General features: G+C 47.7%; 25 protein-coding genes. 14 read left to right on the forward strand and 11 right to left on the reverse strand.

Translation table 11 applies throughout. The annotated features are described in order from the left end of the window. Nucleotides 1–5: 5 nt before the first annotated feature. Together CP950_RS08895 and CP950_RS08900 are read right to left on the reverse strand one after the other, a co-directional pair. Nucleotides 6–998 (reverse strand): lysylphosphatidylglycerol synthase transmembrane domain-containing protein, encoded by a 993-nt coding sequence (locus CP950_RS08895; RefSeq protein ID WP_243391972.1) that lies wholly within the window; start codon nucleotides 996–998, stop codon nucleotides 6–8. Between the two features lie 99 nt (nucleotides 999–1,097). Then, nucleotides 1,098–2,594 carry a glycosyltransferase family 39 protein gene (locus CP950_RS08900; RefSeq protein WP_096674531.1) on the reverse strand — a complete coding sequence of 499 codons (1,497 nt, stop codon included), beginning with the start codon at nucleotides 2,592–2,594 and terminating at the stop codon, nucleotides 1,098–1,100. A gap of 69 nt (nucleotides 2,595–2,663) precedes the next feature. On the opposite strand from CP950_RS08900, the gene CP950_RS08905 reads away from it, so the two are divergent. Beyond that, on the forward strand, nucleotides 2,664–3,503 hold the full coding sequence (locus CP950_RS08905; RefSeq protein ID WP_243391973.1) for a DUF3047 domain-containing protein: 840 nt from the start codon (nucleotides 2,664–2,666) through the stop codon (nucleotides 3,501–3,503). 39 nt (nucleotides 3,504–3,542) lie between these two features. On the opposite strand, the gene CP950_RS08910 is transcribed toward CP950_RS08905, so the two are convergent. Further along, nucleotides 3,543–5,840, reverse strand: coding sequence for a heavy metal translocating P-type ATPase (locus tag CP950_RS08910; protein ID WP_096674533.1), 2,298 nt, complete (start codon nucleotides 5,838–5,840; stop codon nucleotides 3,543–3,545). Between the two features lie 69 nt (nucleotides 5,841–5,909). Between CP950_RS08910 and CP950_RS08915 the strand changes: the two genes are divergently transcribed. Beyond that, nucleotides 5,910–6,104: a heavy-metal-associated domain-containing protein gene (locus CP950_RS08915; protein WP_096674535.1), complete on the forward strand. Its 195-nt coding sequence runs from the start codon at nucleotides 5,910–5,912 to the stop codon at nucleotides 6,102–6,104. A gap of 168 nt (nucleotides 6,105–6,272) precedes the next feature. After that, a complete protein-coding gene (gene apbC / locus CP950_RS08920; protein ID WP_096674537.1) occupies nucleotides 6,273–7,361 on the forward strand; it encodes an iron-sulfur cluster carrier protein ApbC in 1,089 nt (362 codons plus the stop codon). 3 nt (nucleotides 7,362–7,364) lie between these two features. Here the strand turns inward: apbC and CP950_RS08925 are convergent, their stop codons facing one another. Both CP950_RS08925 and CP950_RS08930 read right to left on the reverse strand, forming a co-directional pair. Beyond that, nucleotides 7,365–8,075 carry an ATP-binding cassette domain-containing protein gene (locus tag CP950_RS08925; protein ID WP_096674539.1) on the reverse strand — a complete coding sequence of 237 codons (711 nt, stop codon included), beginning with the start codon at nucleotides 8,073–8,075 and terminating at the stop codon, nucleotides 7,365–7,367. Further along, on the reverse strand, nucleotides 8,068–8,763 hold the full coding sequence (locus CP950_RS08930; protein WP_096674541.1) for an ABC transporter permease: 696 nt from the start codon (nucleotides 8,761–8,763) through the stop codon (nucleotides 8,068–8,070). The genes CP950_RS08925 and CP950_RS08930 overlap by 8 nt, the downstream gene beginning before the upstream one ends. Before the next feature lie 66 nt (nucleotides 8,764–8,829). On the opposite strand from CP950_RS08930, the gene CP950_RS08935 reads away from it, so the two are divergent. The 6 genes from CP950_RS08935 to sodB all read left to right on the forward strand — a co-directional run bounded on the left by CP950_RS08935 (nucleotide 8,830) and on the right by sodB (nucleotide 13,365). Beyond that, a complete protein-coding gene (locus CP950_RS08935; RefSeq protein ID WP_096674543.1) occupies nucleotides 8,830–9,030 on the forward strand; it encodes a hypothetical protein in 201 nt (66 codons plus the stop codon). Between the two features lie 38 nt (nucleotides 9,031–9,068). Beyond that, complete coding sequence (locus CP950_RS08940; protein ID WP_243391974.1) at nucleotides 9,069–9,782, forward strand: endonuclease/exonuclease/phosphatase family protein; 714 nt, start codon at nucleotides 9,069–9,071, stop codon at nucleotides 9,780–9,782. Next, on the forward strand, nucleotides 9,779–11,254 hold the full coding sequence (gene cls / locus CP950_RS08945; RefSeq protein ID WP_096674547.1) for a cardiolipin synthase: 1,476 nt from the start codon (nucleotides 9,779–9,781) through the stop codon (nucleotides 11,252–11,254). Before CP950_RS08940 ends, cls begins: the two co-directional genes overlap by 4 nt. 77 nt (nucleotides 11,255–11,331) lie before the next feature. Further along, complete coding sequence (locus CP950_RS08950; RefSeq protein WP_336437104.1) at nucleotides 11,332–11,679, forward strand: YqaA family protein; 348 nt, start codon at nucleotides 11,332–11,334, stop codon at nucleotides 11,677–11,679. 212 nt (nucleotides 11,680–11,891) lie between these two features. Beyond that, nucleotides 11,892–12,668, forward strand: a complete 777-nt coding sequence (locus CP950_RS08955) for a 3-hydroxybutyrate dehydrogenase (protein WP_096674549.1) — start codon at nucleotides 11,892–11,894, stop codon at nucleotides 12,666–12,668. A 118-nt stretch (nucleotides 12,669–12,786) separates the two neighbouring features. After that, a complete protein-coding gene (gene sodB / locus CP950_RS08960) occupies nucleotides 12,787–13,365 on the forward strand; it encodes a superoxide dismutase [Fe] (RefSeq protein WP_096674550.1) in 579 nt (192 codons plus the stop codon). 81 nt (nucleotides 13,366–13,446) lie between these two features. Here sodB and CP950_RS08965 read toward each other — a convergent pair whose 3' ends face one another. Beyond that, nucleotides 13,447–14,607, reverse strand: coding sequence for an FAD-dependent oxidoreductase (locus CP950_RS08965; protein WP_096674552.1), 1,161 nt, complete (start codon nucleotides 14,605–14,607; stop codon nucleotides 13,447–13,449). A 64-nt stretch (nucleotides 14,608–14,671) separates the two neighbouring features. Then, nucleotides 14,672–14,836, reverse strand: coding sequence for a rubredoxin (locus CP950_RS08970; RefSeq protein ID WP_096674554.1), 165 nt, complete (start codon nucleotides 14,834–14,836; stop codon nucleotides 14,672–14,674). Between the two features lie 171 nt (nucleotides 14,837–15,007). On the opposite strand from CP950_RS08970, the gene CP950_RS08975 reads away from it, so the two are divergent. Both CP950_RS08975 and CP950_RS08980 read left to right on the forward strand, forming a co-directional pair. Beyond that, on the forward strand, nucleotides 15,008–15,952 hold the full coding sequence (locus tag CP950_RS08975) for a hydrogen peroxide-inducible genes activator (RefSeq protein ID WP_096674556.1): 945 nt from the start codon (nucleotides 15,008–15,010) through the stop codon (nucleotides 15,950–15,952). Between the two features lie 68 nt (nucleotides 15,953–16,020). Then, nucleotides 16,021–17,121, forward strand: a complete 1,101-nt coding sequence (locus CP950_RS08980) for an alkene reductase (RefSeq protein ID WP_096674558.1) — start codon at nucleotides 16,021–16,023, stop codon at nucleotides 17,119–17,121. A 44-nt stretch (nucleotides 17,122–17,165) separates the two neighbouring features. On the opposite strand, the gene CP950_RS09980 is transcribed toward CP950_RS08980, so the two are convergent. The 3 genes from CP950_RS09980 to CP950_RS08990 are packed head-to-tail and all read right to left on the reverse strand — an operon-like array spanning nucleotide 17,166 to nucleotide 18,748. Further along, the gene (locus CP950_RS09980) at nucleotides 17,166–17,342 is read right to left on the reverse strand and encodes a hypothetical protein (RefSeq protein WP_165766439.1); all 177 of its coding nucleotides are present in this window, start codon (nucleotides 17,340–17,342) and stop codon (nucleotides 17,166–17,168) included. A 14-nt stretch (nucleotides 17,343–17,356) separates the two neighbouring features. After that, nucleotides 17,357–17,548: a hypothetical protein gene (locus tag CP950_RS08985; RefSeq protein WP_096674560.1), complete on the reverse strand. Its 192-nt coding sequence runs from the start codon at nucleotides 17,546–17,548 to the stop codon at nucleotides 17,357–17,359. A gap of 54 nt (nucleotides 17,549–17,602) precedes the next feature. Next, a complete protein-coding gene (locus CP950_RS08990; RefSeq protein WP_096674562.1) occupies nucleotides 17,603–18,748 on the reverse strand; it encodes an alpha-hydroxy acid oxidase in 1,146 nt (381 codons plus the stop codon). A 124-nt stretch (nucleotides 18,749–18,872) separates the two neighbouring features. Between CP950_RS08990 and CP950_RS08995 the strand changes: the two genes are divergently transcribed. From CP950_RS08995 to CP950_RS09005, 3 genes are all read left to right on the forward strand, one after another. Continuing rightward, nucleotides 18,873–19,781: a DMT family transporter gene (locus tag CP950_RS08995; RefSeq protein WP_096674564.1), complete on the forward strand. Its 909-nt coding sequence runs from the start codon at nucleotides 18,873–18,875 to the stop codon at nucleotides 19,779–19,781. A 115-nt stretch (nucleotides 19,782–19,896) separates the two neighbouring features. Beyond that, nucleotides 19,897–21,045: an aminotransferase class V-fold PLP-dependent enzyme gene (locus CP950_RS09000; RefSeq protein WP_096674566.1), complete on the forward strand. Its 1,149-nt coding sequence runs from the start codon at nucleotides 19,897–19,899 to the stop codon at nucleotides 21,043–21,045. 177 nt (nucleotides 21,046–21,222) lie between these two features. Continuing rightward, entirely contained in the window at nucleotides 21,223–21,510 is a 288-nt protein-coding gene (locus tag CP950_RS09005; protein WP_096674568.1) for a protein tyrosine phosphatase, read from the forward strand. Between the two features lie 57 nt (nucleotides 21,511–21,567). Here the strand turns inward: CP950_RS09005 and CP950_RS09010 are convergent, their stop codons facing one another. Next, nucleotides 21,568–22,452, reverse strand: a complete 885-nt coding sequence (locus CP950_RS09010; RefSeq protein ID WP_096674570.1) for an NAD(P)H-hydrate dehydratase — start codon at nucleotides 22,450–22,452, stop codon at nucleotides 21,568–21,570. Between the last annotated feature and the right edge of the window lie 34 nt (nucleotides 22,453–22,486).

Here is a 22,486-nt window from a genome sequence, read left to right on the forward strand (position 1 = left end):
AAAGTTTATTTTCGTTTTAATAAAAAGTAGGCACCGGGTAAAACAGCAATCACCGTAATTGCACCATAACTAATCGATGCGAGAACAGTAATGGAGGGGTTCACCCCCCACAGTGCCAGCACCGAGGAAAGGGTTGCTTCGCGCAAACCCCATCCAGAAATGCTAATAGGAAGCATGAGCAAAAGACTGAGCGCAGGGAGGCCGATCATGAGAGCTTCAATGGGAGCATTGACACCATAGGCTTTGAGGCAACAAAAGAGCGTCAAAATTGTCAGGAAATGAATGCTGACGGCAAAAGCAGCTTGGGCAGTATTCATGGGCCAAGCAAATGCGAGCTGCAAGCCTGGCATGGCGTTCATCATCTGAAAGCGTTGCAAAAATTGGTTTAATAATTGGCGCGTTGGTGTCCAGACTAAACCTAGGGCGAGCACGATCAGGCCAAGGGCGGTTGCACCGATGACCAAATAACCCAAATCTTGCCCCCAAATGGCTAGGGTAGCGCCACCGATCACTAGGCCAATGCCGCCAAGTAGATTGTTGCCTACCACGCCTATAAAGCGGTCAATGAACGCCATCGCAAAGCTCAGGCGTAAGCGTGGCGGGGCATGATCTATGTCAACTGCCTGATGCAACTGAGCATCCAACTTTTTTTCTTGGGCAAGCTCACCACCTTGAGTCAGGTGGGTTGCCGTAATGGCTCGATAGCTATCCCCGCCAATGGTGCTGGGTAAACCTTGATTTACTAAGCCGCCAGCAAAATAGAGGCCAATATAAGAGAAGGTACGCCTAGGGAAGCCCACTGCCTCCATAAACTTTCCCCAACGAAAGCCTCCCAAAAGAAAGGCGAGAGTCATGCAGGCTAGAGCTAATAAAAACCAAATTGGTTGCAGTTGAATTTCAGAATGCAGTAAGGAATTCCAATCAATGCCGCTAGTCGCTTTCCATAGCAATAATAGTGACAGCACAATGCGGATGGATGGCCAGATCTTCTTTAGCATGATTTTCCACCTTGGACTGGCTTTAAGGGTGGATTGGGGTTGTGAACTCATAGGCGTTAGGATAATGCCTTGCGAGTCTAAGGTCTTGAATTTGATAAATTAGCGTACTAAATCAGCGCCTCTCCAGTTTGTACACAGGCTGAAGTCAAATGTCGATAAAAGCTGCCCAAAACGACGTGTTTCTAGACTATCTAAAAGTCGACAGCTCTCAAAGCCGGCGCCTTTTCCCGTAGGGGGCACGTATGACAAGCCTGACCAATTGAGCAAAATCACATTGGCACCCAAGGGTAACTGCCCAAACCAGAGGTCAAATTGGTCTTGCCGTTGATCTAAAACATAGACAGGTAAAGGCTGAGCATACCAAGCTGCACGACTACCTAAGGTCCAATTCTGAACGGCAATGCCAGTAGCATTATTGGCATGAGCGAGTTCGGCCGCTTTTTGACCAGCGCTCTGCCAGCCATAGAGATCCGCCATCGGATTGGCCTTCAGGTTGGCGGATGGAGGCCCGCCAGCCAAGACAAAACCAAAGCCGATGAGGCACAAAGCTATTTGCACAATGAATAAGCTACTAATCAGGCGTCGCCGTTGTTGAGACCAAGCTTTCGCTAAGCCTATGCCAATAAAGGGGGCTAAACAGAACCAGGCTGGCGTGGTCCAGTGGGGTAGGCTGCCACCACCTGAAAGCGCGGCAAAGATCGTGAAGGGGACAAAAAAGAAGCTCAATAGAGCAAGTAGGGTGAGTCGATGGTTGCGCCAACCCTGTTTTAGAAAGAAATACACTCCCACCACCATGAGCGGTCCAAAACAGGCAATTTGTATCCCAATAAATGCCGCGACTCTGCGCAAGGCCCATGTGCCTCCAGCGCCGTGTGCAATTTGATATTTGAATGAAATCCAATCATTTACCCAGTTCCAATAAAAGACGGGGCTGATCAAGACGCAGGCAATGATGCCAGCAAGCCAAAAGCCAGGTTGATTAATCCAAGGCTTTCTTTTTGCACTTAAAAAAACCATGAGTAAGGCAACGACGGTAAAAACAGCGGTGTATTTACTCAGACCAGCTAGCCCCAGTAAGACCCCAGTAATAATCCAATCACCCAATGAGAAGCGCTCTTTGCGTAACCAACGCAACGCCATCAACATGAGACCCAAACTCAGCGGGGTCAGCAAGGTATCAGGTAGTAGGCCAATCGATAGCACATGGGGCAGGGGGGCTGCTATTACCGCTAAGGTCGCCATCAAGCCACAACTTGGTCCCGATGGTAGTACATTCGTCAAATAGCCAGAGCTCCGACCTTGAATCACATCATGCAGCTCGAGTGTGATTCGATAAACTAAAGAGACAGAAATCAGCCATAAAGCTTCGGGGATTAGGCGAATTACCCCTTCGCTAGTAGTCAGCGCAATTAAAGGCCATTGAATCCACCCGACAAGCGGGGGGTGATCAAAGTAACTCCAGGCCAAATGCTGTGCATACAGGGCGTAGTGCGCTTCATCGACCGAGAACCCAAAGGAGAAGCCTAGGGCAAGATGGACGATTGCCACTATGCAAATGCTGATTACTGCCCAACTAGAAGGTGATGGATGGCGCATCTGGATCTTTATCGAATAGATTCAGGCAATTTTAGACTTAGTTGGATCATTCTTTGGGACAATCGCACTATGTCTAGACATCCCGATCGCCCCGAAACTGTATTAATGCATTGGAAAAAAGCGGTTGGCTGCCTGGGTGTAGCGCTGCTATTCACCTTCAGTGGCTGCGCAGGATTTAGTGACAACACCATTCAAGATGAGTCTGGTCAGGCGGTGAATTTGGATCAACTACCAGCACAAGAGAATTTACCCAAGTTCTCCGCGGGGCAGCCGGGCTCTGCTACACCTGAAGGCTGGCATTTCTATCGCATCGCTCCTTATAAAAAGAATACAAGCTACCGTCTAGAGGGCTATCAAGGCATAACGGTGTTGAGTGCGAACGCAAAAACTTCAGCGTCTGGATTGGCAGTGAAGTTGCGTCCCCGTTCTGCACAGAATCTTTGGCTGAAGTGGGAATGGAAAGCAACTACGGCATTAGACAGGGCAGATAATGCTGATAGAGCCAACGATGATTCCCCGCTCCGGATTTTGGTGGCCTTTGATGGCAATAAATCAAAACTGTCTTTGAAAGAAAAACTCAACTTCGAAATGGCCAATTTAATTAGTGGCCAAGAGTTACCTTACGCCACCCTGATGTACATTTGGTCGGGCAAAACGCCAGTCAATACCGTACTGAATAACGCACTTACTTCGCAAGTCAAAATGATCGTCGTAGATTCTGGCTGGGAGAATTTGGGAGAATGGCGCAAGCACGAAAGAGACTTGGCGAGTGACTACCAACGGGCTTATGGAGAGACCCCTGGCGCAGTCATTGGCATTGCAATCTTGACTGATACCGACAATACCAAGTCTGAAACCCGAGCGTTTTACGGCGATATGGAATTGATTCGCAAGAACGCTAAACAGTAGGCCAAAATAAATACGTAAATACGTAAATACGCTCTTTGCCTAATGAATATTGCGAGGACGCCAGCGTTTCAATAAGAGGGCATTACTCAGAACACAAAAGCTTGACAGTGCCATAGCGCTGCCTGCCAACATAGGGGATAAGTAGCCAAAAGCTGCCAAGGGGATGCCAATAGCATTAAAGGCAAATGCCCAAAATAAGTTCTGTTGAATCTTGCCCCAAGTCTTTTTAGAGATATCAATTGTGTCGGCAACAAGCAGGGGGTCACCGCGCATTAAGGTAATGCCAGCTGCTTGCATGGCTACATCGGTACCAGTCGACATCGCCATGCCGACATCAGCCATTGCAAGGGCTGGGGCATCGTTAATGCCATCACCCACCATAGCCACCCAATGATGCTGCTTACCGTTATTTGAATGTTGTAGTTTTTGAATAATCTCGGCTTTATTACCCGGCATGATTTGTGCGAATACTTCATCAATGCCTAGCGAGCTTCCAACGCGCGCAGCCGCTGACTCATTATCTCCAGTGAGCATCACAGTGCGGATGTGCATTTGATGAAGCGAGGCGATCGCTAATTTAGCTTGGGGTTTTAACTCATCACCAAAAGCAATGAGGGCGATTGGAGTGCTGTTTTCTTTGCCTGATGCATCCGCTTTCAGTAGAACGGAGATCGTTTGACCTTGATCAAAGCCCGCTTGGGCTAAGTTCAGTAAGTCTGCATATTGTGGGTGATGCTCTAGTGAAGTGACACTCTGCAAAGAGAGGCGCTCACCTTGATAGTCGCCTGCCGTCAAAGTTCCTGCAATGCCAATGCCTGGCAATGCCTTACTATCTTTACATGCAATAGGATTGACCTTGCTCTCTTTTGCTGCATCTAATAATGCTTTAGCTAAAGGGTGCTCGCTTCCCAATTGCAAGCCCGCTGCTGAGGCAAGTATTTGATTGGTATTCGTGCCGACCTCAACCAGTGGCATGAGGTCAAGCATGCGCGGCTTACCTTGGGTCAGCGTACCCGTTTTATCGAAAGCGACGACATCAAGTCGATGGGCGAGTTCTAGAACTTGAGGGTCTTTTATTAAGATGCCGAAGCGAGCCGCGATGCCTGTTCCAGCCATGATGGCAGCAGGCGTGGCTAAGCCAAGTGCACAGGGGCAGGCAATCACTAAAACCGATACGGCACGCAAGATAGCTATAGTTCCAGAGTCGACGAAATACCAGTTCGCAATGGCGGTGATGATGGCAATCATGAATACTGTCGGCACAAATACTGCGCTCACTTGATCCACCATTTTTTGGATGGGCGCCTTTTGGGTCTGCGCGGAATCTACCAAAGCAATGATTTGCGCAAGCACGCTTTCTACTCCTATTGCTTGAGCTTCAACGATCAAAACGCCTTCACCATTGAGCGCGCCACCAATCACTTGAGACTCAAGCCCTTTTTTCACAGGATTACTCTCGCCAGTAATCAGGGATTCGTCAATATGACTACTTCCCATGATGATTACTCCGTCAACAGGAATCCGTTCACCAGGCAGTACCAATACCCTATCTCGGGGGAGGATTTGCTCTAATCGAAGCGTGCGATATTGGTCAAGTGGAAGATCGTCACTCATCACAAGGTCAGGGTTTAATACCTTGGCATTTTCTGGCCACAACTTTTGCAGTGCTCGAATGGCGGTACTGGTTTGTCGTTTTGCGCGAGCCTCTAACCATTTGCCTAGCAAGACCATGCAAATGATGATGGCTGCGCCTTCAAAGTACAGTTCTTGATGGAGGTCAGAAGGAGAATTCAGCATGAGATAGAGGCTTAGGCCATAAGCAGCGCTAGTGCCAATCGCCACCAATAAATCCATATTGCCAGCACCAGCCATTAAAGATTGGTAGCCTGCTTTATAAAAACGCCAGCCGAAGATAAATTGCACGGGGGTGGCTAATGCCAATTGCCATACCGGCGGCAATGACCAATGAATGCCCAGTGGCATTAATATCATTGGCAAGACGAGCAGGGCTGCCAAAGCAAAGCTGAGGCACACCCGCCCCAAACCATCTGCCCCCCAAAATAAAGTGGATGCTGCCGGCGCATCATTGCCGCGCAGAGAACTCTCCTTAGCGCCATATCCCGTTTTTTGAATGAAGGCAATGAGGTCTTCAGCGCCAAGACTAGAGCCTGGCTTTACACGGATTCGGGCTTGTTCTGTTGCGAGGTTGACTGTAGCGGCCTCAATGTCTGGGTTTTTAGCTAAGGCTTTTTCGACACGACCCACGCAGGAGGCGCAGGTCATGCCGCTAATGTCTAAAGTGTAGAAATTGGAATTGATTTGTTGGTGAGCATCCATATAGAAGATAATCTACCTTAATAAGCCCCAACTTACCCCTTTTTACTTAAGATTACTGAAAGGTTCTCTATGTTTAATCTCACCGTTTCTGGCATGACCTGTGGCGGCTGTATTAATGCGGTAACACGAGCGATTCAGACGGTGGATCCTCAGGCAAAGGTTCAGGCGGATTTGACTACCCAAGTACTCACTGTGGAAACCCACTTATCGCCTGAAATCACTGCCCAATTGGTTACCGAAGCTGGCTTTCCGCTTTCTGAGTAGGGTTAAATGCACGCGGTTTATTACCAGTTTTATTTGGCGCATTCAGCAGTATTTTCAGGGTGAGGTTAATCTACACTCTATTGACTAAATGCCCCGTGGGAATTTCCCAAACTTAACCCGAGTGTTTTTGGGTTTGCCTTAATTTATTTTTCTTATTAGGAGTGTGATTTGGCTGTGACTGTTGAAGTGGTACAAGCGGTACTAAAAACGCTGGTTGATCCCAATACCCAAATCGATTTTGTGACTGCAAAGGCAGTAAAAAATCTGCGCGTTGAAGCGGGCGATATTAGCCTAGAGATTCTTTTGGGATATCCCGCAAAGAGTCAATTTGATGCAATCCGTGAGCAAGTCCTTAAGGCCTTGCATGAAATTCCTGAGGTGAAAAGTGTCAGCGTTAATGTAAGCAGCCAAATTGTTGCTCACTCTGTACAGCGCGGCGTAAAACTACTGCCTGGTGTAAAAAATATTATTGCGGTAGCGAGTGGCAAAGGTGGGGTTGGTAAATCCACCACCGCTGCCAATCTTGCGCTTGCCTTGGTGGCTGAAGGTGCGCAAGTCGGTATGCTTGATGCGGATATTTATGGTCCTAGCCTACCCATGATGTTGGGTATTTCAGGCCGCCCTGAATCACTTGAAGAAAATACAATTGAGCCAATGGAAGGCCATGGCTTGCAAGTTAGCTCAATTGGTTTCTTAATAGACCAAGATAGTCCGATGGTATGGCGTGGACCTATGGTGACCTCTGCTCTTGAGCAGTTGTTGCGTCAAACCCGTTGGCGTGACCTAGATTACTTAATCGTCGATATGCCTCCTGGCACTGGTGACATCCAGCTCACCTTGTCGCAAAAGGTGCCTGTGACTGGTGCCGTGATTGTGACGACACCCCAAGATATCGCCTTGCTCGATGCCCGTAAGGGCCTCAAGATGTTTGAGAAGGTAGGCGTACCGATCGTGGGCATTATTGAAAATATGAGTACCTATATTTGCCCAAGCTGTGGACACGAAGAGCATATTTTTGGCGCAGGTGGTGGCGAAAAAATGTGCAAAGAATATGGCGCCGATTTCTTGGGTTCTTTGCCCTTAAATCTATCGATTCGTGAACAAGCTGACGCAGGGCGCCCTACAGTTGCGGCAGATCCCGATGGCGCAATTAGCGTTGCCTATAAAGCGATTGCACGGCAAGTGGCTATTAAAGTTGCTAGTCTTTCAAAGGATATGAGTGGTAAGTTTCCGAACATCGTGATTCAGAACACCTAAGGATTAAAAACCCTCTAATTCTTGGCGAAGGAAGCGCTTGGCGGCTGGCGTTTGTGGATTGCTAAAGAAAGGACCTACGGGTCCTGTTTCTTTAATTTCTCCCTGATCTATAAACAGAATATATTCAGCCAAGCGTTGCACTTGAGCTAATTGGTGCGAAGTAAAAATGACCTCTGACCCTTGCAGCTTAAATTGGCGAATCATGCCCTCGACTTGTTCGGTTGTATTTGGATCCAGGTTGGCAGTAGGTTCATCCAACAGAACCAAGTTGGGTTTTTGTAAGAAGACTCTCCCCAAGCAGAGTTTTTGTCTTTCTCCAGCAGATAATTGATGGGCTGGATTACTAGCAAAGTCAGCCAAGCCGATTCGGTCAAGAACCTGATTCACATCCTCATTGCTAATAGTGCGGTCAGCGTCTTGAATCAAACTCAAATTAGCACGTGTAGAGGCTTTGATCATGGGTGTGTGATGCAAGACCAATGCAGTGCGAATAGGGGCATAAGAGTAGCGCAGGGTACCAGCGTCAGGCTTAATCAAGCCTTCGAGCAACTTTAACAAGGTAGTTTTTCCAGCGCCATTGGGGCCAACGCAGGCAGTAATTCGATCGGCAGGAATCATTGCGCTTGGAATATTGAGGATGGTTCTGCCATTGCTTCTCACGATGATGTCTTTGAGTTCGATGTAGCGCTGAAAGAGAGATCTTTGATCAACCATAACGGCGCTCCGCAATTTGTCGAACCACAAAGGTAATTAGGTTGGCCAATAAAACAATACTCAATAAGACAATACCCAGCGCTAAGGCGAGTGGTAAGTCTCCCTTACTTGTTTCTAAGGCAATGGCTGTTGTCATGGTTCTGGTGGAGTGATCAATGTTGCCACCAACAATCATGACCGCACCCACTTCAGAAATCGCTCGGGCTAAGCCAGCCAAAATAGCGATTGTTAGCGAAAAGCGGCAATCCCATAGCAACCATTTGAGATAAGAGAGGCGTGGCAGATGCAAGATTAAAAAGGAGTCCCGATGGATTTTCCAAGAATCCTCCAGTATTTGCCTGCTGAGGGCGGCTATTAAGGGGGTTGTGAGCAGTATTTGCGCCAGAATCATGCCCTTAACAGTAAACAGCCAGCCCCAAGCTCCCAAGGGGCCTGAGCGGGACAGTAAAAGGTAGACAACTACGCCCACTATTACGGTAGGGACGCCCATTAAGGTATTGAGGACAACAACAATAAGCTTTTTGCTTCTAAATTCTTCGGTGGCGAGAAATGCGCCAAGAGGTAGACCAAGTACGCAGCCAATGAGCAGGGCGGTCAAGCTCACCTGCAAGGAGGTCAACACAATACCTATTAAACTGGTGTTGAAGTGAGCAAGAAGAGAAAGTGCATCCTGAAAGGCATTTAACATAGACTTGATTCTATCAAGGCAGTGGCAAAATGAACTTATTGTTACCCACTAACTCAATTTGGACTTATGGCTGAAGTAATTTGTCTTTGCAATGAAGTGCTAGATGTGGATTTACGTGAATATCTTGACACCCATCCGATTGACTCGATCGAGGAGTTAAGAGATCAGGCATCTATTTGCAATAAATGCATGCAGTGTCAAGATTTGGTGGAGAGTGAGATCTACTTAGCAAGACTGCGCCGACAGCGCGCTCAGGAACAACTTTAATGGCCTCGCTGCCGTTCGGGCGGTTCAATATTGTGTCAATGAATTTGCATAAGGGCGTCTCGCCACTGCATCGACTCTCTACGGTGCATGGTCTGCGTCAAAAAATGCGTGACTGCAATCCTGATTTACTTTTCTTGCAGGAAGTTCAGCAAGAGCATCGCGGTCATGCCAAACGTTTTAGTGCTTGGCCTGCATCAGAGCTAACCCATTTTTTATCTGAAGACTGTTGGCATGCTTGGCACTACGGCAGAAACGCACAATATCAAGCCGGTCACCACGGCAATGCGATTCTTTCTAAGCGGCCATTAAACCATGGGCAAAACTATGACATTTCAGCGTATCGTTTTGAGAAGCGCGGTCTACTGCATAGCTCTGTGCAGTTGGAAGATGCCGCAAACCTCATTCATTGCTTTTGTGTGCACCTCGCCTTATTTGAGCGCGGTAGGGAGCGCCAGCTTGAGCAGATTCTGCGCTATATCGATACCTTGGCGAACCAAGGTCCAACCATCGTGGCGGGGGACTTTAATGATTGGCGCAATCGTATCAGCTCACCGATGCGGGCTGCTGGGTTTCAAGAGGTATTTGAGGTGATGACAGGGGCGCCTGCAAAGACTTTCCCCAGTTTCAAACCCATGCTGCCAATGGATCGAATTTATGTGCGCGGCTTTAAGATCCATGCGGCCACAATTTTGCATGAAGAGCAGATGCTCTCTGACCACTTAGGTATTTCCGCGGAACTCGAGTTGCTATGAATTTATTGGCTTATTTAATGAACGTCTTTTTTAATATTCATCTGATATGGCTTACGCCCATTCATATTCTGGTTGTCGCAGTTTTTTTTATCCGCATGATATGGGTAAGAAGGCCAGTAGGGGTTGTTTTTGCATGGCTACTTATTGTCATCCTGTTGCCGATATTGGGCATTGCCCTTTATGTGTTGATTGGCGAGCGCCCCGTAGGTCGAAGTCTTGCCCAAAAAATAAAACGCATGGAAAAAGACTACGTTGTAGTGTCAAACGAGATGCGTCGCCACTTTAAAGACGATGTTCATCTACTTCCTGCTGAAGCGAGGGCCCTCAGTCAATTAGCGGAATCGAGCAATGGCTCGACTTTAATCGCGGGTAACAAAATTGAATTGGTTTCCAATTCTCAGGAGATTTTGCAACAATTCATTTTAGAAATTAATGCTGCCAAAACAAGCTTGCATTTAGAGTTCTATATTTGGGCCTTGGGAGGAGATGCTGATCTAGTGGGCGAAGCTCTGATCAGGGCTGCTCAGCGCGGGGTAGCGTGCCGAGTACTTTTGGACTCCTTGGGAAGTAAGGTTTGGTTGAAATCAGCATGGCCAAAGCGCTTTAGAAATGCCGGTATTTCGGTTACTGAAGCGCTGCCTATACAAATTGGCCGTTTTCAATTTCGCCGTGCCGATTTGCGTCTGCACCGCAAGATATTTGTAATTGATGGACTGGTAGCTTGGACTGGCAGCATGAATTTAGTTGATCCCCGCACCTTTAAGCAAGATTCAGGGGTCGGCGAGTGGGTGGATGCGTTGATCAGAATTGAAGGGCCGGTGGTCTCTCAGTTCGAACTCACCTTTCTATTCGACTGGAGCGTCGCCACCAACCAGATTACTCGCTTTATCGATCCACACCCACAGATTTCCGCTAAGGCGGGGAGCGTGTTAGCTCAAGAATTTGCCAGTGGCCCCGTCTATCGTGACGATATTTTGTATCAAGTGCTGCTGTCTGCGATTATGGATGCGCGCAGCGAATTAACTATTACGACACCGTATTTTGGAGCTGACGACGGTTTAATGCAGGCCTTGCTGGCAGCCGCTCATCGCGGGGTCAAGATTACTTTAATTGTGCCCAAACTCAATGATTCAACTTTAGTCGCCTGGAGTAGTCGGAGTATGTATACCGACTTGCTGAGTGTTGGAATCCGTATCGCTGAATTTCATGGGGGGTTACTACACACCAAGAGTTTATTAATAGATGGGCGGATTGCTATTTTCGGTTCGGTAAACTTTGATCAACGTAGCTTACGCCTGAACTTCGAAATTAGTCTGATTGTGTATGACAAGGATTTCTGCCGAGACTTGGAAAATTTGATTCACTCTTATTTGCTTCAGTCTGACATGGTGGATCCTGAATCCTGGTCTCAAAGACCGCGGTGGCGGATACTGCTAGAAAATGCAGCCCACCTTACCTCGCCATTGCTATAGCCATTGATTACGCTACATAGAAAGTCTGTATTGATGTTGGTTATCTACTACTTGATAAAAACGGAGATTCTCTTTTAATGGAGCATCTACTGCAGTATGTTTTTGATCTATTTGAAATGCCCGCGGTTGGACTGCCGGCAGTGTTTCTTAGCGCCCTGATATCGGCTACCTTAATCCCCATTGGCTCAGAGCCGATTCTGTTTGGGTATGTCTCGCTGAATCCAAATCTTTTTTGGGTCGCCATTTTGGTTGCGGCGCTTGGTAATACCGCAGGCGGGATGATAGATTGGTGGCTAGGTCTGATTGCAAGAAATACGTTTGATGCCCTGAAAGAATCTAAGCCAGCTGAAGATCGGCGGCTGAAGCGCTGGTTAATTAAACGGGGGCCAGTAATGCTTATTTGCTTGGTTACCAATCGTAGGTGACCCCCTTTGCGTTGCGGCAGGCTGGCTCCGTCTAGCTTGGCTGCCATGCTTGCTTTACATGTTTATTGGTAAATTATTCCGGTTTGTCGTTGTTACTTGGCTCTTGAAGTTGATACCGGCGAGTTTTTGGCATCAATTAGGTGTAATGCTTCATCAGATTTAAATTATTTCGCTGTATGCTCGGTACGTCGAACTCTACAAAGAATATAACCATGTCTTATTTAAAAGGTAAAACCGCCTTAGTTACTGGCTCTACCAGTGGCATTGGCTTAGGAATAGCAATTGGCCTGGCAAAACAAGGCGTCAACATCATGATGAATGGTTTTGGCGAAAGAGAAGCTGCCATGGCCGAGGTGAAAGCTTGCGGAGTTGAGGTAGATTATCACGGTGCCGATATGAGTAAGCCCACCGAAATTGCTGAACTGATTCAGATAACGGAGGCTCGGTTTGGTGCACTTGATATTTTGGTGAACAACGCTGGTATTCAGTACACAGCCAAGGTTGAGGATTTTCCCGCAGATAAATGGGAGGCGATTATCGCCATCAATTTGAGCTCGGCTTTTTACACCTCCCATTACGCCTTACCTGGGATGCAAAACCGCAATTGGGGTCGAATTATCAATATCGCTTCCGTTCATGGCCTCGTAGGATCAAGTCAAAAGGCGGCCTATGTTGCCGCTAAACACGGGATCGTGGGTCTAACCAAAGTGATTGCGTTGGAAAATGCAAAGACGGGCGTTACTTGTAATGCAATTTGCCCTGGCTGGGTATTAACTCCCTTGGTGCAAAACCAAGTGGATGATCGTGCCAAGCGCGAAGGGGTAACTGTAGAGGCGGCTAAGCAGGCCTTGGTCTCAGAGAAGCAACCTTCAGGACAATTTGTTACTCCCGAGCAATTGGCTGCTTTAACGGTGTTCTTGTGTGGTGCTGATGCCTCTGAGGTGCGCGGGGCTGCCTGGAATATGGACGGTGGCTGGGCCTCCCAGTAAATTGACGTCAACAATCCGCGTTTCTAGTACAGACGAACAAAAGCGCAAGAATAGTCTATAGTTACAGCAAATATACCCCTTATATTTATCTGTTATTGTCATTTAAAAAGGAAAATTCATGGAACACACACTCCCCGCATTACCCTATGCAATGGATGCACTTGCACCATTTATCTCTAAAGAAACTTTAGAGTTTCACTATGGCAAGCATCACCAAGCTTACGTGACTAATTTGAACAATCTGATTAAAGATACTGAGTTCAAAGATTCCTCACTCGAAGAAATCGTTAAGAAATCCGCTGGTGGCGTTTTCAATAACGCAGCACAAGTATGGAACCATACTTTCTACTGGAACAGCATGAAGCCAAACGGTGGCGGTGCTCCAACAGGCGCGTTGGCAGATGCGATCAATGCAAAGTGGGGTTCCTTCGATAAATTTAAAGAAGAATTCACAAAGTGCGCGATTGGAACTTTTGGCTCTGGTTGGGCTTGGTTAGTGAAAAAGGCAGACGGTAGCTTGGACTTGGTTTCCACAAGCAATGCGGGCACCCCTATTACTACTGATGCCACACCATTGTTTACTTGTGACGTTTGGGAACATGCTTATTACATCGACACACGTAATGCACGTCCAAAGTATTTAGAGAATTTTTGGAACTTAGTGAACTGGGATTTTGCGAATAAGAACTTCGCTTAATACTAGGCTCTGAGTACCGAGCCACTATCGAAAAGGCCCACATAGTGGGCCTTTTTCATTTTCAACTGCGAGGGCTGCGCATTACAAAATGGCAGGCAACTCTTTAGTAAACGCACTTCGCTGCGCTGTGGCTGTTCCCATCAAAGCAAATCCCAACAAGCTCCCATTGGCTGCTTCAAAGCGCGCCTCTAAGCCACCGTCAATAGAATGTATTTTCCAGCTGCCTACCGCATCATTCGCTGGGGGTGAAATAATTGTGGGCAGAGCGGGGGTTTTAACCATCACCGGCATGGCTGGGTAAGAGAGTGTAAGGGCTTGACCCAATAAATTTGGGGCAAGCGCACGTGCGGCTTGCATGATTGGCATGACATAAGGCAGTACGAGACCTTCTACCTCGGCGCAGTCTCCCAGTGAGTAGACATTCTTAGCGCTCGTCTCTAGATGGCGGTTAGCCTGAATACCTCGATCAGTAGCAATGCCTGCGGCCATAGCTAAATCCACCCTCGGTTTTAAGCCCACCGCTGAAAGCACGACATCACTAGTGAGTACGGTGCCATTGGCCAATGTAACTGCTAGTTGCTCACCCTGATGACGAATGGCTTGTACGGTTGTTGCAAAATGCCAGCGCACGCCAGTCTCGCTCAGCTTATTCTCGAGCTCAACAGCGGCAGCCTCTGGAAGCAGGCGCCCCAATACTTGCTGTGCCAAATCCACAACATCCACTTCAAAAGAGCCCAAGGCTAGGTCGTTGGCGAATTCACAACCAATGAGGCCGGCGCCAATAATCAATACCTTCTTTTTACCGGCAATTCTTTGGCGAAAGCTGGCGTAATCCGTTAGATCATTCACAGTCATTACTTCTGTTGCGGCATCACCCTCAATAGGAATGCGAATTTGATCGGCCCCTAAAGCGAGCACCAGTTTGTCATAAGGCAGAGCTCCTTTGGAGGTGCTCAAGCTTTGTAGCTGCGTATCAATAGCAGTAACGCTAGTCTCACTAAGAATGGTAATTGCATGTTGCTCAGCTAGGCTGACAGCGCTAGAGGACTGTAATTGTTCCGCCGATTTATTGGTTGCAATGGCATTGGACAACATCGGTTTAGAGTAAAAATAGCCCGGCTCTCGTGTCACTAGTGTGATGGGTATGGCTTGATCGAGCTTGCGGATTTCGCGGATGACGGTGAAGCCTGCTAAACCACTGCCAACGATGACAATGCCTGCAGTAGTATTGGGTTGTTCCAAATCTGGTACTCCTAATGGGATGGGTGTTTCAGGAATGCGCTCTTATGGTGTGCCTGCAAGGGTATTACATTTGCACCATTTCAAAGTCCGACTTAGCAACACCGCACTCTGGGCATTCCCAGTCTTCCGGTATGTCCGCCCAAGCCGTGCCAGGAGCGATACCTTCTTCAGGCAGACCTTTTTCTTCTTCGTAGACAAAGCCACAAACAATACATTGCCAAGATTTCATATTCATTCCTTCATAGTTAGCCCGCTAGTTTAAATTCAATTGCTTTCATACGCCTTAGCGTCGGCGTAGAGAGCCAAAGTCTCTGGCGCTTGACTGTGCCAGTAGATCTAATAGTTAAATAATAATGTTATTATTAATCGATTAATTAGATCATAAAGAAAGCGTGAATCTATGGCCTCCTTGCCCTCATTGCGCCAACTGAGTTACTTTGTGGCTTTAGCAAAAGACCTGAACTTTACGCGTGCTGCCCAAGCGAGTTTCGTTGGTCAATCGACGCTTAGTACGGGACTGAAAGAGTTAGAGGACAGTTTGGGCGTTCGCTTGGTGGAAAGAGATCGCCAGAATGTGTCGATTACGCCGATTGGCCTAGAAATCTTAGAGCGAGCAAAAGTCATCCTCGCCGCATCAGAAGATTTAGTGGAGTTCTCCAAGGCTTCAGGAAAGCCAATGTCGGGGACAATTCGCTTGGGCGTTATTCCAACCATTGCCCCATTTCTTTTGCCCAATGTTTTGCCGGACATTCGTGAGCGTTTTCCAGATCTGCAGATTGCGCTGCGAGAGGATCTCACTGCTAATTTACTTGCGCGTCTTGCTGAGCATCAGCTCGACTTCGCATTAATTGCCTTGCCTTTTGAGACCGAGGGCTTGCTGGTGAGTGAGCTCTTTAATGATGAGTTTTGTTTAGTGGCGAGAGAGGGCGATCCTGCCTTAAAAAGCAAGGAAATTCAGTTGCCTGCGAAGTTGGCAGAACGCCTGCTTTTATTAGAAGAAGGGCACTGTTTGCGTGAGCACACTATGCAGGCCTGCAGGCAATCTGATTTTCGTAAGGCGGATGGGATGGAGGCTACGAGTCTGCTGACCCTGCTGCAAATGGTGGAGTCAGGCATGGGTATTGCCTTGCTGCCAGAGATGGCTTTAAAGGGCGGCCTTTTAAATGGCACTCATTTAGTGGCGAGGCCATTAGCCCCGCCAGTACCTAAGCGGATAATCGCCCTCGTAGCACGCTCATCGACCGCGCATTTAGAGGAATTTAATGCACTCTCACTGTGTATTCAGGAACAGTTCAAGGGGGCAAATAAGTCTAGTCGTGGCCTGCGCAAGGATGCTCGAATATAGGAAATGAATTATTCTTCACACACTCACCATTTTAGTTAAGCAGCACAATTTACAGAAAAGAGATTGCCATGTCCGGAAAAGAAATCATGTTCACCCCAGTTAAGCTGGGCTCCATTGAATTAAAGAATCGTCTTGTGATGGCCCCTTTAACCAGGATGCGCGCGATCGGAGGTGACGTGCCTAGCCCACTAGCCAAAACTTACTATAGTCAAAGAGCCAGTGCGGGACTCATCATTACGGAAGCCACTCAAATTTCTCCATTGGGTATGGGTTATCCAGCCACTCCCGGTATTTACTCTTCTGAGCAAACGTCGGCCTGGAAAGAGATTGTTGAGTCGGTGCATGCTAAGGATGGCTGTATCGTTGCGCAACTTTGGCACGTTGGCCGCATTTCACACTCATCTTTGCATCCAGAGCAAGGTTTACCAGAGGCGCCTTCGGCAATTCCCGCTGCTGGAAAAACTTACGGTGCCGATTGGCAGTTACATGACTATGAAACTCCTAAGGCGATGACGGCTGGGGATATCGCTCGTCTTCTAAAAGATTATGAATTAGCAGCACAAAATGCCAAGACAGCGGGTTTTGATGGGATAGAAATTCATGCGGCGAACGGCTATTTGCTTGACCAGTTTTTGCAAGACAAAACCAATCATCGTACGGATCAATATGGTGGATCCATTGAAAACCGCTTACGTTTATTGGGTGAAGTCATTGAGGCTGTAATAAAAGTGTTTCCAGCGGACAAAATCGGTGTGCGCTTATCTCCTTATGGCAGCTTTAACGATATGAGTGATAGCGATCCAGTAGCGTTATTTATGGCTGCTATTCATAAGCTCAATACGTACAAATTGGCCTATGTCCACATGATTGAGCCCCGCTCCACCAGTGCCGGTGGTGACGATCAAGCCGTTGAGGACGCGCCAATCACATCGGAAATATTTCGTCAGGCGTATCAAGGAAAATTCATTAGTGCCGGTGGCTATGACCAAGCTATGGGCGAAGCTGTTTTGGAAGCTGGCTTGGCCGACGCAGTCGCTTACGGCCGTTTGTATATTTCCAATCCAGACTTGGCTGAGCGCTTTCAAGCCAATGCACCCTTAAATCCTTACAACCGAGCTACTTTTTATGGTGGTGAAGAGGTGGGTTATACCGACTACCCAACGCTCTAAAGTGACGGTGTTAAGAATGGGGTTTCATGCGGGCGCATGAAGCCTCATTTTTTATTGTCAGGATCGTTCAGCAGACCGTAATAATTTGCCAGCAAGAGTAATGCAATGGAGGCGCATCCAAGGGCAAAGAATTGCCATTGATGCAGAATAGCTGTGCCAACAACAGTCATCAAAATAGTCCAGCCAACTACTAACTTGGCTTTTTTGGTGAGTGGTTTCATCTTTTCTTTATTCCTTATTTAATCGAGAGCCTTACTTTAGCGCTCAGCTCGCCAGACGGGCCGCGCTTATCTACTTGTGAAAGTCGCAAAGCCTCCACCTCAAAATCAGTTTGCGCAGGGTGGAATTCTATATTGCTCAAATGAATCACATAAGTCCAGACCAATTCTCGACCACGATCTTTGAAAACATCCACTACTCGTTTCATCTATGTTTCCTATGCAGGTGCAAACAGCAGGCCGAGGCAAGAATTAAGCAAACTTTAAAACGTCCCAGGATACAAAATCTCTTTGGTGACGTTATGAATATCACGATGACCTGTAAAAGCCATAGTGATATCAAGTTCGTTGTGAATGATCTCTAAACATTTTGTTACACCCGCTTCGCCCATGGCACCCAAGCCATATAAGAAGGGGCGACCAATCATGGTGCCGCGCGCGCCCAAGGCCCATGCTTTCAAGACATCTTGTCCTGAACGAATACCACCATCCATCCAAACTTCGATGTCTTTTCCGACCGCATCCACAATACCGGGAAGCGCCTGAATACTGGAGATCGCACCATCGAGTTGTCGACCGCCGTGATTGGAAACAATTAAGGCATCCGCACCTGAGTTTGCCGCTAAACGCGCATCGCCTTCATCCAAAATTCCTTTGATGATAAGCTTCCCGCCCCACAGCTTTTTAATCCACTCAACGTCTGCCCAGCTGAGACCTGGGTCAAACTGTTCTGCAGTCCAGGAGGAGAGGGAAGACATGTTTCCCACTCCAGTTGCATGCCCCACAATATTGCGGAAGGTTCTGCGGGGGGTCATTGCCATGCCCATGCACCAGCGTGGCTTAGTGGCCATATTAATCATGTTGGCAATAGTCAGTTTAGGGGGCGCTGATAAACCATTTTTCAGGTCTTTATGGCGTTGACCCAAAATCTGCAGGTCTAAAGTTAAAACTAGGGCAGAACACTTCGCTGCTTTTGCACGCTCGATCAGTCTTTCAATGAAACCACGATCTTTCATGACGTAAAGCTGGAACCAAAAAGGCTTGGTAGTGTGCTCGGCAACGTCCTCTATCGAACAAATACTCATAGTCGATAAACAGAAGGGCACACCAAATTTTTCAGCAGCTTTTGCCGCAAGGATTTCGCCATCGGCGCATTGCATGCCCGTGAGTCCCGTTGGGGCCAAGGCAACCGGCATCGCGACTTCTTGACCAACCATCGTCGTTTTGGTGCTGCGATTTTTCATATCTACCGCAACGCGTTGACGAAATTTGATTTTCTGAAAATCAGATTCATTCGCGCGATAGGTCGATTCAGTCCAAGAGCCCGAGTCGGCATAGTCGTAAAACATTTTTGGGGTACGTTTTTGATGTAACACCCGTAAATCTTCAATGCTGGTGATGATTGCCAAAATCTATCCTTGTGTCAAAGCCAATTAATACTCAATAAAGCTCTATCTTAGCAACTCTAGACGTTTCTTCCTACAATGCTAACTTGGCTGCTTTCTGGGCCTCCTAAGCAAACTAAGTACCTAAATGATCCAACTTAACCTCGCAACTACCTTCTATCTGCTAACAGCTACCTTTTTATGGGCTAGCAATGCAATTGCAGGTCGAATTCTGGTGGGGAGCATTTCTCCTATTACCCTTAGTATGGTGCGATGGGGTTTAGCAGCCTTATTTTTACTACCCTTAGGGTGGCGTATTTTCAAGCCCAGTAGCCCCTTATGGCGAAATCGGCGACGGTTCATTATTTTGGGTTTGTTAGGGGTGGGTAGCTATAACGTACTCCTCTATTTAGCCTTGCAAACCTCAACTGCTATTAATGTCACCTTGATTGGCGCCAGCATGCCTATATGGATGCTCTTGATTGGTGCGGTTTTCTTTCAAGTTAAACCACGCTTGTTACAAATGATTGGCGCTGTCGTATCGATTGCGGGAGTGTGCTTGGTATTAACCAGGGGCGATGTCGCCAGCCTGTTCTCAATGCAGGTTGTCGCTGGAGATCTCTTCATCATGTTGGCGACAATTCTGTGGGCCTCCTACAGTTGGATGATCAGTCGGCCTGGCAGCAGTAATGAGCGCCAGTGGCCTTGGGCCGAGTTTTTGCTAGCTCAGGTCATGATTGGCTTTTTATGGACCGCACTCTTCGAAAGCATGGAGGTCGCTGCTGACCTCGCCTTTATGGAGCTCCAAGCTTGGGAATGGCTACTCATTATTTTTGTGGCAATTGGCCCCTCCCTGATTGCCTACCGATTTTGGGGTTTGGGAGTGACTAGGGCAGGGCCTACGGTAGCAGCATTTTTTGCCAACTTAATCCCCTTATTTACAGCCCTTTTATCAGCCGCGCTTTTAGGCGATCCTCCAAAGTTGTTTCATGGACTAGCTTTTATCCTCATCGTGACAGGTATCTTAGTGGCCTCAATTCAGGGAAAAAAGGCGTAAAACATCCTTTTCTTGCTAAAAAGGCCTAGTTTTGCTAATAATGAGCCGCAGGTACACAGATTTATCTCTAAATCGGTATGATTTAGGGTTACGAATGCTTTTCTAGGAAAATACTATGCCAGGCTTACTTCCCCACGTTGATCCCGATGGACTCTTGGAATTTTCAGTGGTCTATACCGACCGCTCGCTAAACCACATGTCCGAAGAATTCAAAAAAGTGATGGTGGATATTTCGAGCGTCTTAAAAGATGCTTATAACGCCAGCTCTGCCGTCATCGTTCCGGGTAGCGGCACTTTCGGCATGGAGGCAGTTGCCCGCCAGTTTGCTAATAATGAAAAGTGTTTGGTACTGCGTAATGGTTGGTTCAGTTACCGCTGGTCTCAGATCTTTGATGCTGGTCATATTACTCAAGATCTCACCATCATGAAGGGCAGACAGCTTGAGAACACCTTTCAGGGTGTGTTCGCTCCTGCGCCGATTGAAGAAGTGGTGGCCTTTATTAAAAAAGAAAAGCCTGCTGTAGTTTTCGCGCCCCGCGTTGAGACCTCAGCCGGCATCATCTTGCCAGATGCCTATTTAAAGGCAGTAGGCGATGCAGTACGCTCAGTTAACGGCCTGTTTGTGTTGGATTGCATTGCCTCTGGTGCGATGTGGGTCGATATGAAGGCGTGCAATGTAGACATTCTGATTACTGCCCCACAAAAAGGGTGGAGCAGTTCCCCTTGCTGCGCATTAATTGCCATGGGTGAAAGAGCCCGTGAACGTATTGATGCTACGCAAAGCAGCAGCTTTGCCATGGACCTTAAAAAGTGGCTCCAAATTATGGAGGCATATGAAAAGGGTGGTCATGTGTATCACACGACGATGCCAACTGACGCACTCAAAATCTTGCGCGGCGTTATGAAAGAAACCCAAGCCTTAGGTTTCGATTGGTTAAAGCAGCAGCAACAGGAGTTGGGTGATAAGGTTCGCGCTTTATTGGTTTCTAAAGGTTATCAATCGGTTGCCGCCCCTGGGTTTCAGGCGCCAGGTGTAGTGGTGAGTTACACCACGGACGCAGATATTCAGTCTGGCAAAAAGTTTATTGCCCTTGGTTTACAAACTGCCGCTGGTGTTCCTTTGCAGTGCGATGAAAGACCCGATTTCCGTACCTTCCGCATTGGCTTATTTGGCCTTGAAAAGCTGACAAATGTTGACCGTACCGTAAGTCATCTTGAAGCAGCCTTGGAGAGAATTACCGAAGCTGAGGCACAACCCGCCTAAGCTTGCTGGGACTTCCTGATTAAAAAAGGCTATCTTCGGATGGCCTTTTTTTCGTCTAGAGTCTTCATCACGAAGGCTCTTTATGAAAAGAGTCGTTTTGTAGTTTTTAATAAATGAAGGATTTATGACAGTTATTTGGGTATGATTGAGAGATGAACCAACCTGTCGGAGAATTTCATGATTGTTCGTATCGCACGTATTAGCCTAGCCACCCTGATTGCATCTGCCATTGGTTTTTCCTCAATTACGGCTTTCGCTGCCGACCCTGCTCCCGCTCCAGCTCCCATGACTGCCCCTGCTGCAGCCCCCGTAGCTGCACCAGCGACCCAGTCTGATACCGCTGCTGAGAAAAAAGCAGCGAAGAAAGCGAAGAAAGAACAGAAAAAGGCAGATAAGAAAGCCAAGAAACAGCAGAAAAAAGCAGCAAAGAAAAAAGCGAAAGCGGCTGAAGCTGCAGCCTCTTAATTAGTTATTCGTATTTAGTTCACCGAGCCATCGAGCGTGTTACGTTCGGTGGCTTTTTTATTCGTGTTGATTGAGCAGGTTTCTCATCTCGAGAATAGTCTCGCTCGGTGTTAGCCCAATTGGCCCAATTTTTTTAGCGACTAAGCTATCGGCGGCAGATGCATGCAACTGAACGGCTAAGCCAGTAGCCTCCCACACATTTAATTGATGGTGAATGCCCTGAGCCGCAATGGCAGCAATACTTCCGGTCAAAATATCACCCATACCACCTGTTCCCATGCCCGGGTTGCCTTCTAAGCAGCAGAGCATGTCGTGCTGAGGTGCTGCTATTAAAGTGTGTTGACCCTTCAGCACCGTAATTGATTGCGTTAGTTTGACTAGGTCTGTAAGTGCGCTTGCGCGACGCTCCTGAACCTCTGCAGCTGAAAGATCAAGCAGGTAACCGGCCTCCCCTGGGTGCGGAGTTAATACGGTTTGATTGGGATAGCGCGCATTCCGCTCACGCAACTGAGTCATTAGTGGGCCAATGTCTGCAAGTAAATGAAGGGCATCCGCATCAATCACAAGGGGTATATTGGGATAAGCTAAAGATGCCTCCAGCCATTGAATCGCTAGATTAGAGAATCCCAAGCCTGGGCCGATCGCAATAACGTCTGGCTTAATGGCTTGGAGTTGTTCAGTGGGGTCAAAGCTGGCTAGGCGAATCATTAATTCAGCTTGATCTGGCAAGGCATGTGCAGAAGCGGGATCCAGCATTTCAAGTACGGTCCAGCCCGCGCCTAAGTGGAGTGAGGCATTTCCAGCAAGCAACAGAGCGCCAGCCATACCAGGTGCGCCGCCTATCAGAAGTACTTTGCCAGCATTGCCTTTATGCTCCGCAGGTGCACGTTTCAGGCGTTGAATTAAATGGAAGGTATTGAGTGGGGGAGGGCGATTCGACATACGATGAGTATGGCCTGATTTTTACCCTTAGGCA

The sequence above is a fragment of the Polynucleobacter meluiroseus genome, assembly GCF_900205755.1.
Taxonomy (GTDB): Bacteria; Pseudomonadota; Gammaproteobacteria; order Burkholderiales; family Burkholderiaceae; genus Polynucleobacter; species Polynucleobacter meluiroseus.

Coding starts and splice junctions, on each gene's coding strand:
- CP950_RS08905 (WP_243391973.1), top strand. CDS start 2,664: ATGTCTAGACATCCCGATCGCCCCGAAACTGTATTAATGCATTGGAAA.
- CP950_RS09000 (WP_096674566.1), top strand. CDS start 19,897: ATGCCAGGCTTACTTCCCCACGTTGATCCCGATGGACTCTTGGAATTT.
- CP950_RS09010 (WP_096674570.1), bottom strand. CDS start 22,452: ATGTCGAATCGCCCTCCCCCACTCAATACCTTCCATTTAATTCAACGC.
- CP950_RS08980 (WP_096674558.1), top strand. CDS start 16,021: ATGTCCGGAAAAGAAATCATGTTCACCCCAGTTAAGCTGGGCTCCATT.
- CP950_RS08955 (WP_096674549.1), top strand. CDS start 11,892: ATGTCTTATTTAAAAGGTAAAACCGCCTTAGTTACTGGCTCTACCAGT.
- sodB (WP_096674550.1), top strand. CDS start 12,787: ATGGAACACACACTCCCCGCATTACCCTATGCAATGGATGCACTTGCA.
- CP950_RS08940 (WP_243391974.1), top strand. CDS start 9,069: ATGAATTTGCATAAGGGCGTCTCGCCACTGCATCGACTCTCTACGGTG.
- CP950_RS08900 (WP_096674531.1), bottom strand. CDS start 2,594: ATGCGCCATCCATCACCTTCTAGTTGGGCAGTAATCAGCATTTGCATA.
- CP950_RS09005 (WP_096674568.1), top strand. CDS start 21,223: ATGATTGTTCGTATCGCACGTATTAGCCTAGCCACCCTGATTGCATCT.
- cls (WP_096674547.1), top strand. CDS start 9,779: ATGAATTTATTGGCTTATTTAATGAACGTCTTTTTTAATATTCATCTG.
- CP950_RS08910 (WP_096674533.1), bottom strand. CDS start 5,840: ATGGATGCTCACCAACAAATCAATTCCAATTTCTACACTTTAGACATT.
- CP950_RS08895 (WP_243391972.1), bottom strand. CDS start 998: ATGCTAAAGAAGATCTGGCCATCCATCCGCATTGTGCTGTCACTATTA.
- CP950_RS08950 (WP_336437104.1), top strand. CDS start 11,332: ATGGAGCATCTACTGCAGTATGTTTTTGATCTATTTGAAATGCCCGCG.
- CP950_RS08975 (WP_096674556.1), top strand. CDS start 15,008: ATGGCCTCCTTGCCCTCATTGCGCCAACTGAGTTACTTTGTGGCTTTA.
- CP950_RS08935 (WP_096674543.1), top strand. CDS start 8,830: ATGGCTGAAGTAATTTGTCTTTGCAATGAAGTGCTAGATGTGGATTTA.
- CP950_RS08985 (WP_096674560.1), bottom strand. CDS start 17,548: ATGAAACGAGTAGTGGATGTTTTCAAAGATCGTGGTCGAGAATTGGTC.
- CP950_RS08925 (WP_096674539.1), bottom strand. CDS start 8,075: ATGGTTGATCAAAGATCTCTCTTTCAGCGCTACATCGAACTCAAAGAC.
- CP950_RS09980 (WP_165766439.1), bottom strand. CDS start 17,342: ATGAAACCACTCACCAAAAAAGCCAAGTTAGTAGTTGGCTGGACTATT.
- CP950_RS08995 (WP_096674564.1), top strand. CDS start 18,873: ATGATCCAACTTAACCTCGCAACTACCTTCTATCTGCTAACAGCTACC.
- CP950_RS08915 (WP_096674535.1), top strand. CDS start 5,910: ATGTTTAATCTCACCGTTTCTGGCATGACCTGTGGCGGCTGTATTAAT.
- CP950_RS08970 (WP_096674554.1), bottom strand. CDS start 14,836: ATGAAATCTTGGCAATGTATTGTTTGTGGCTTTGTCTACGAAGAAGAA.
- CP950_RS08930 (WP_096674541.1), bottom strand. CDS start 8,763: ATGTTAAATGCCTTTCAGGATGCACTTTCTCTTCTTGCTCACTTCAAC.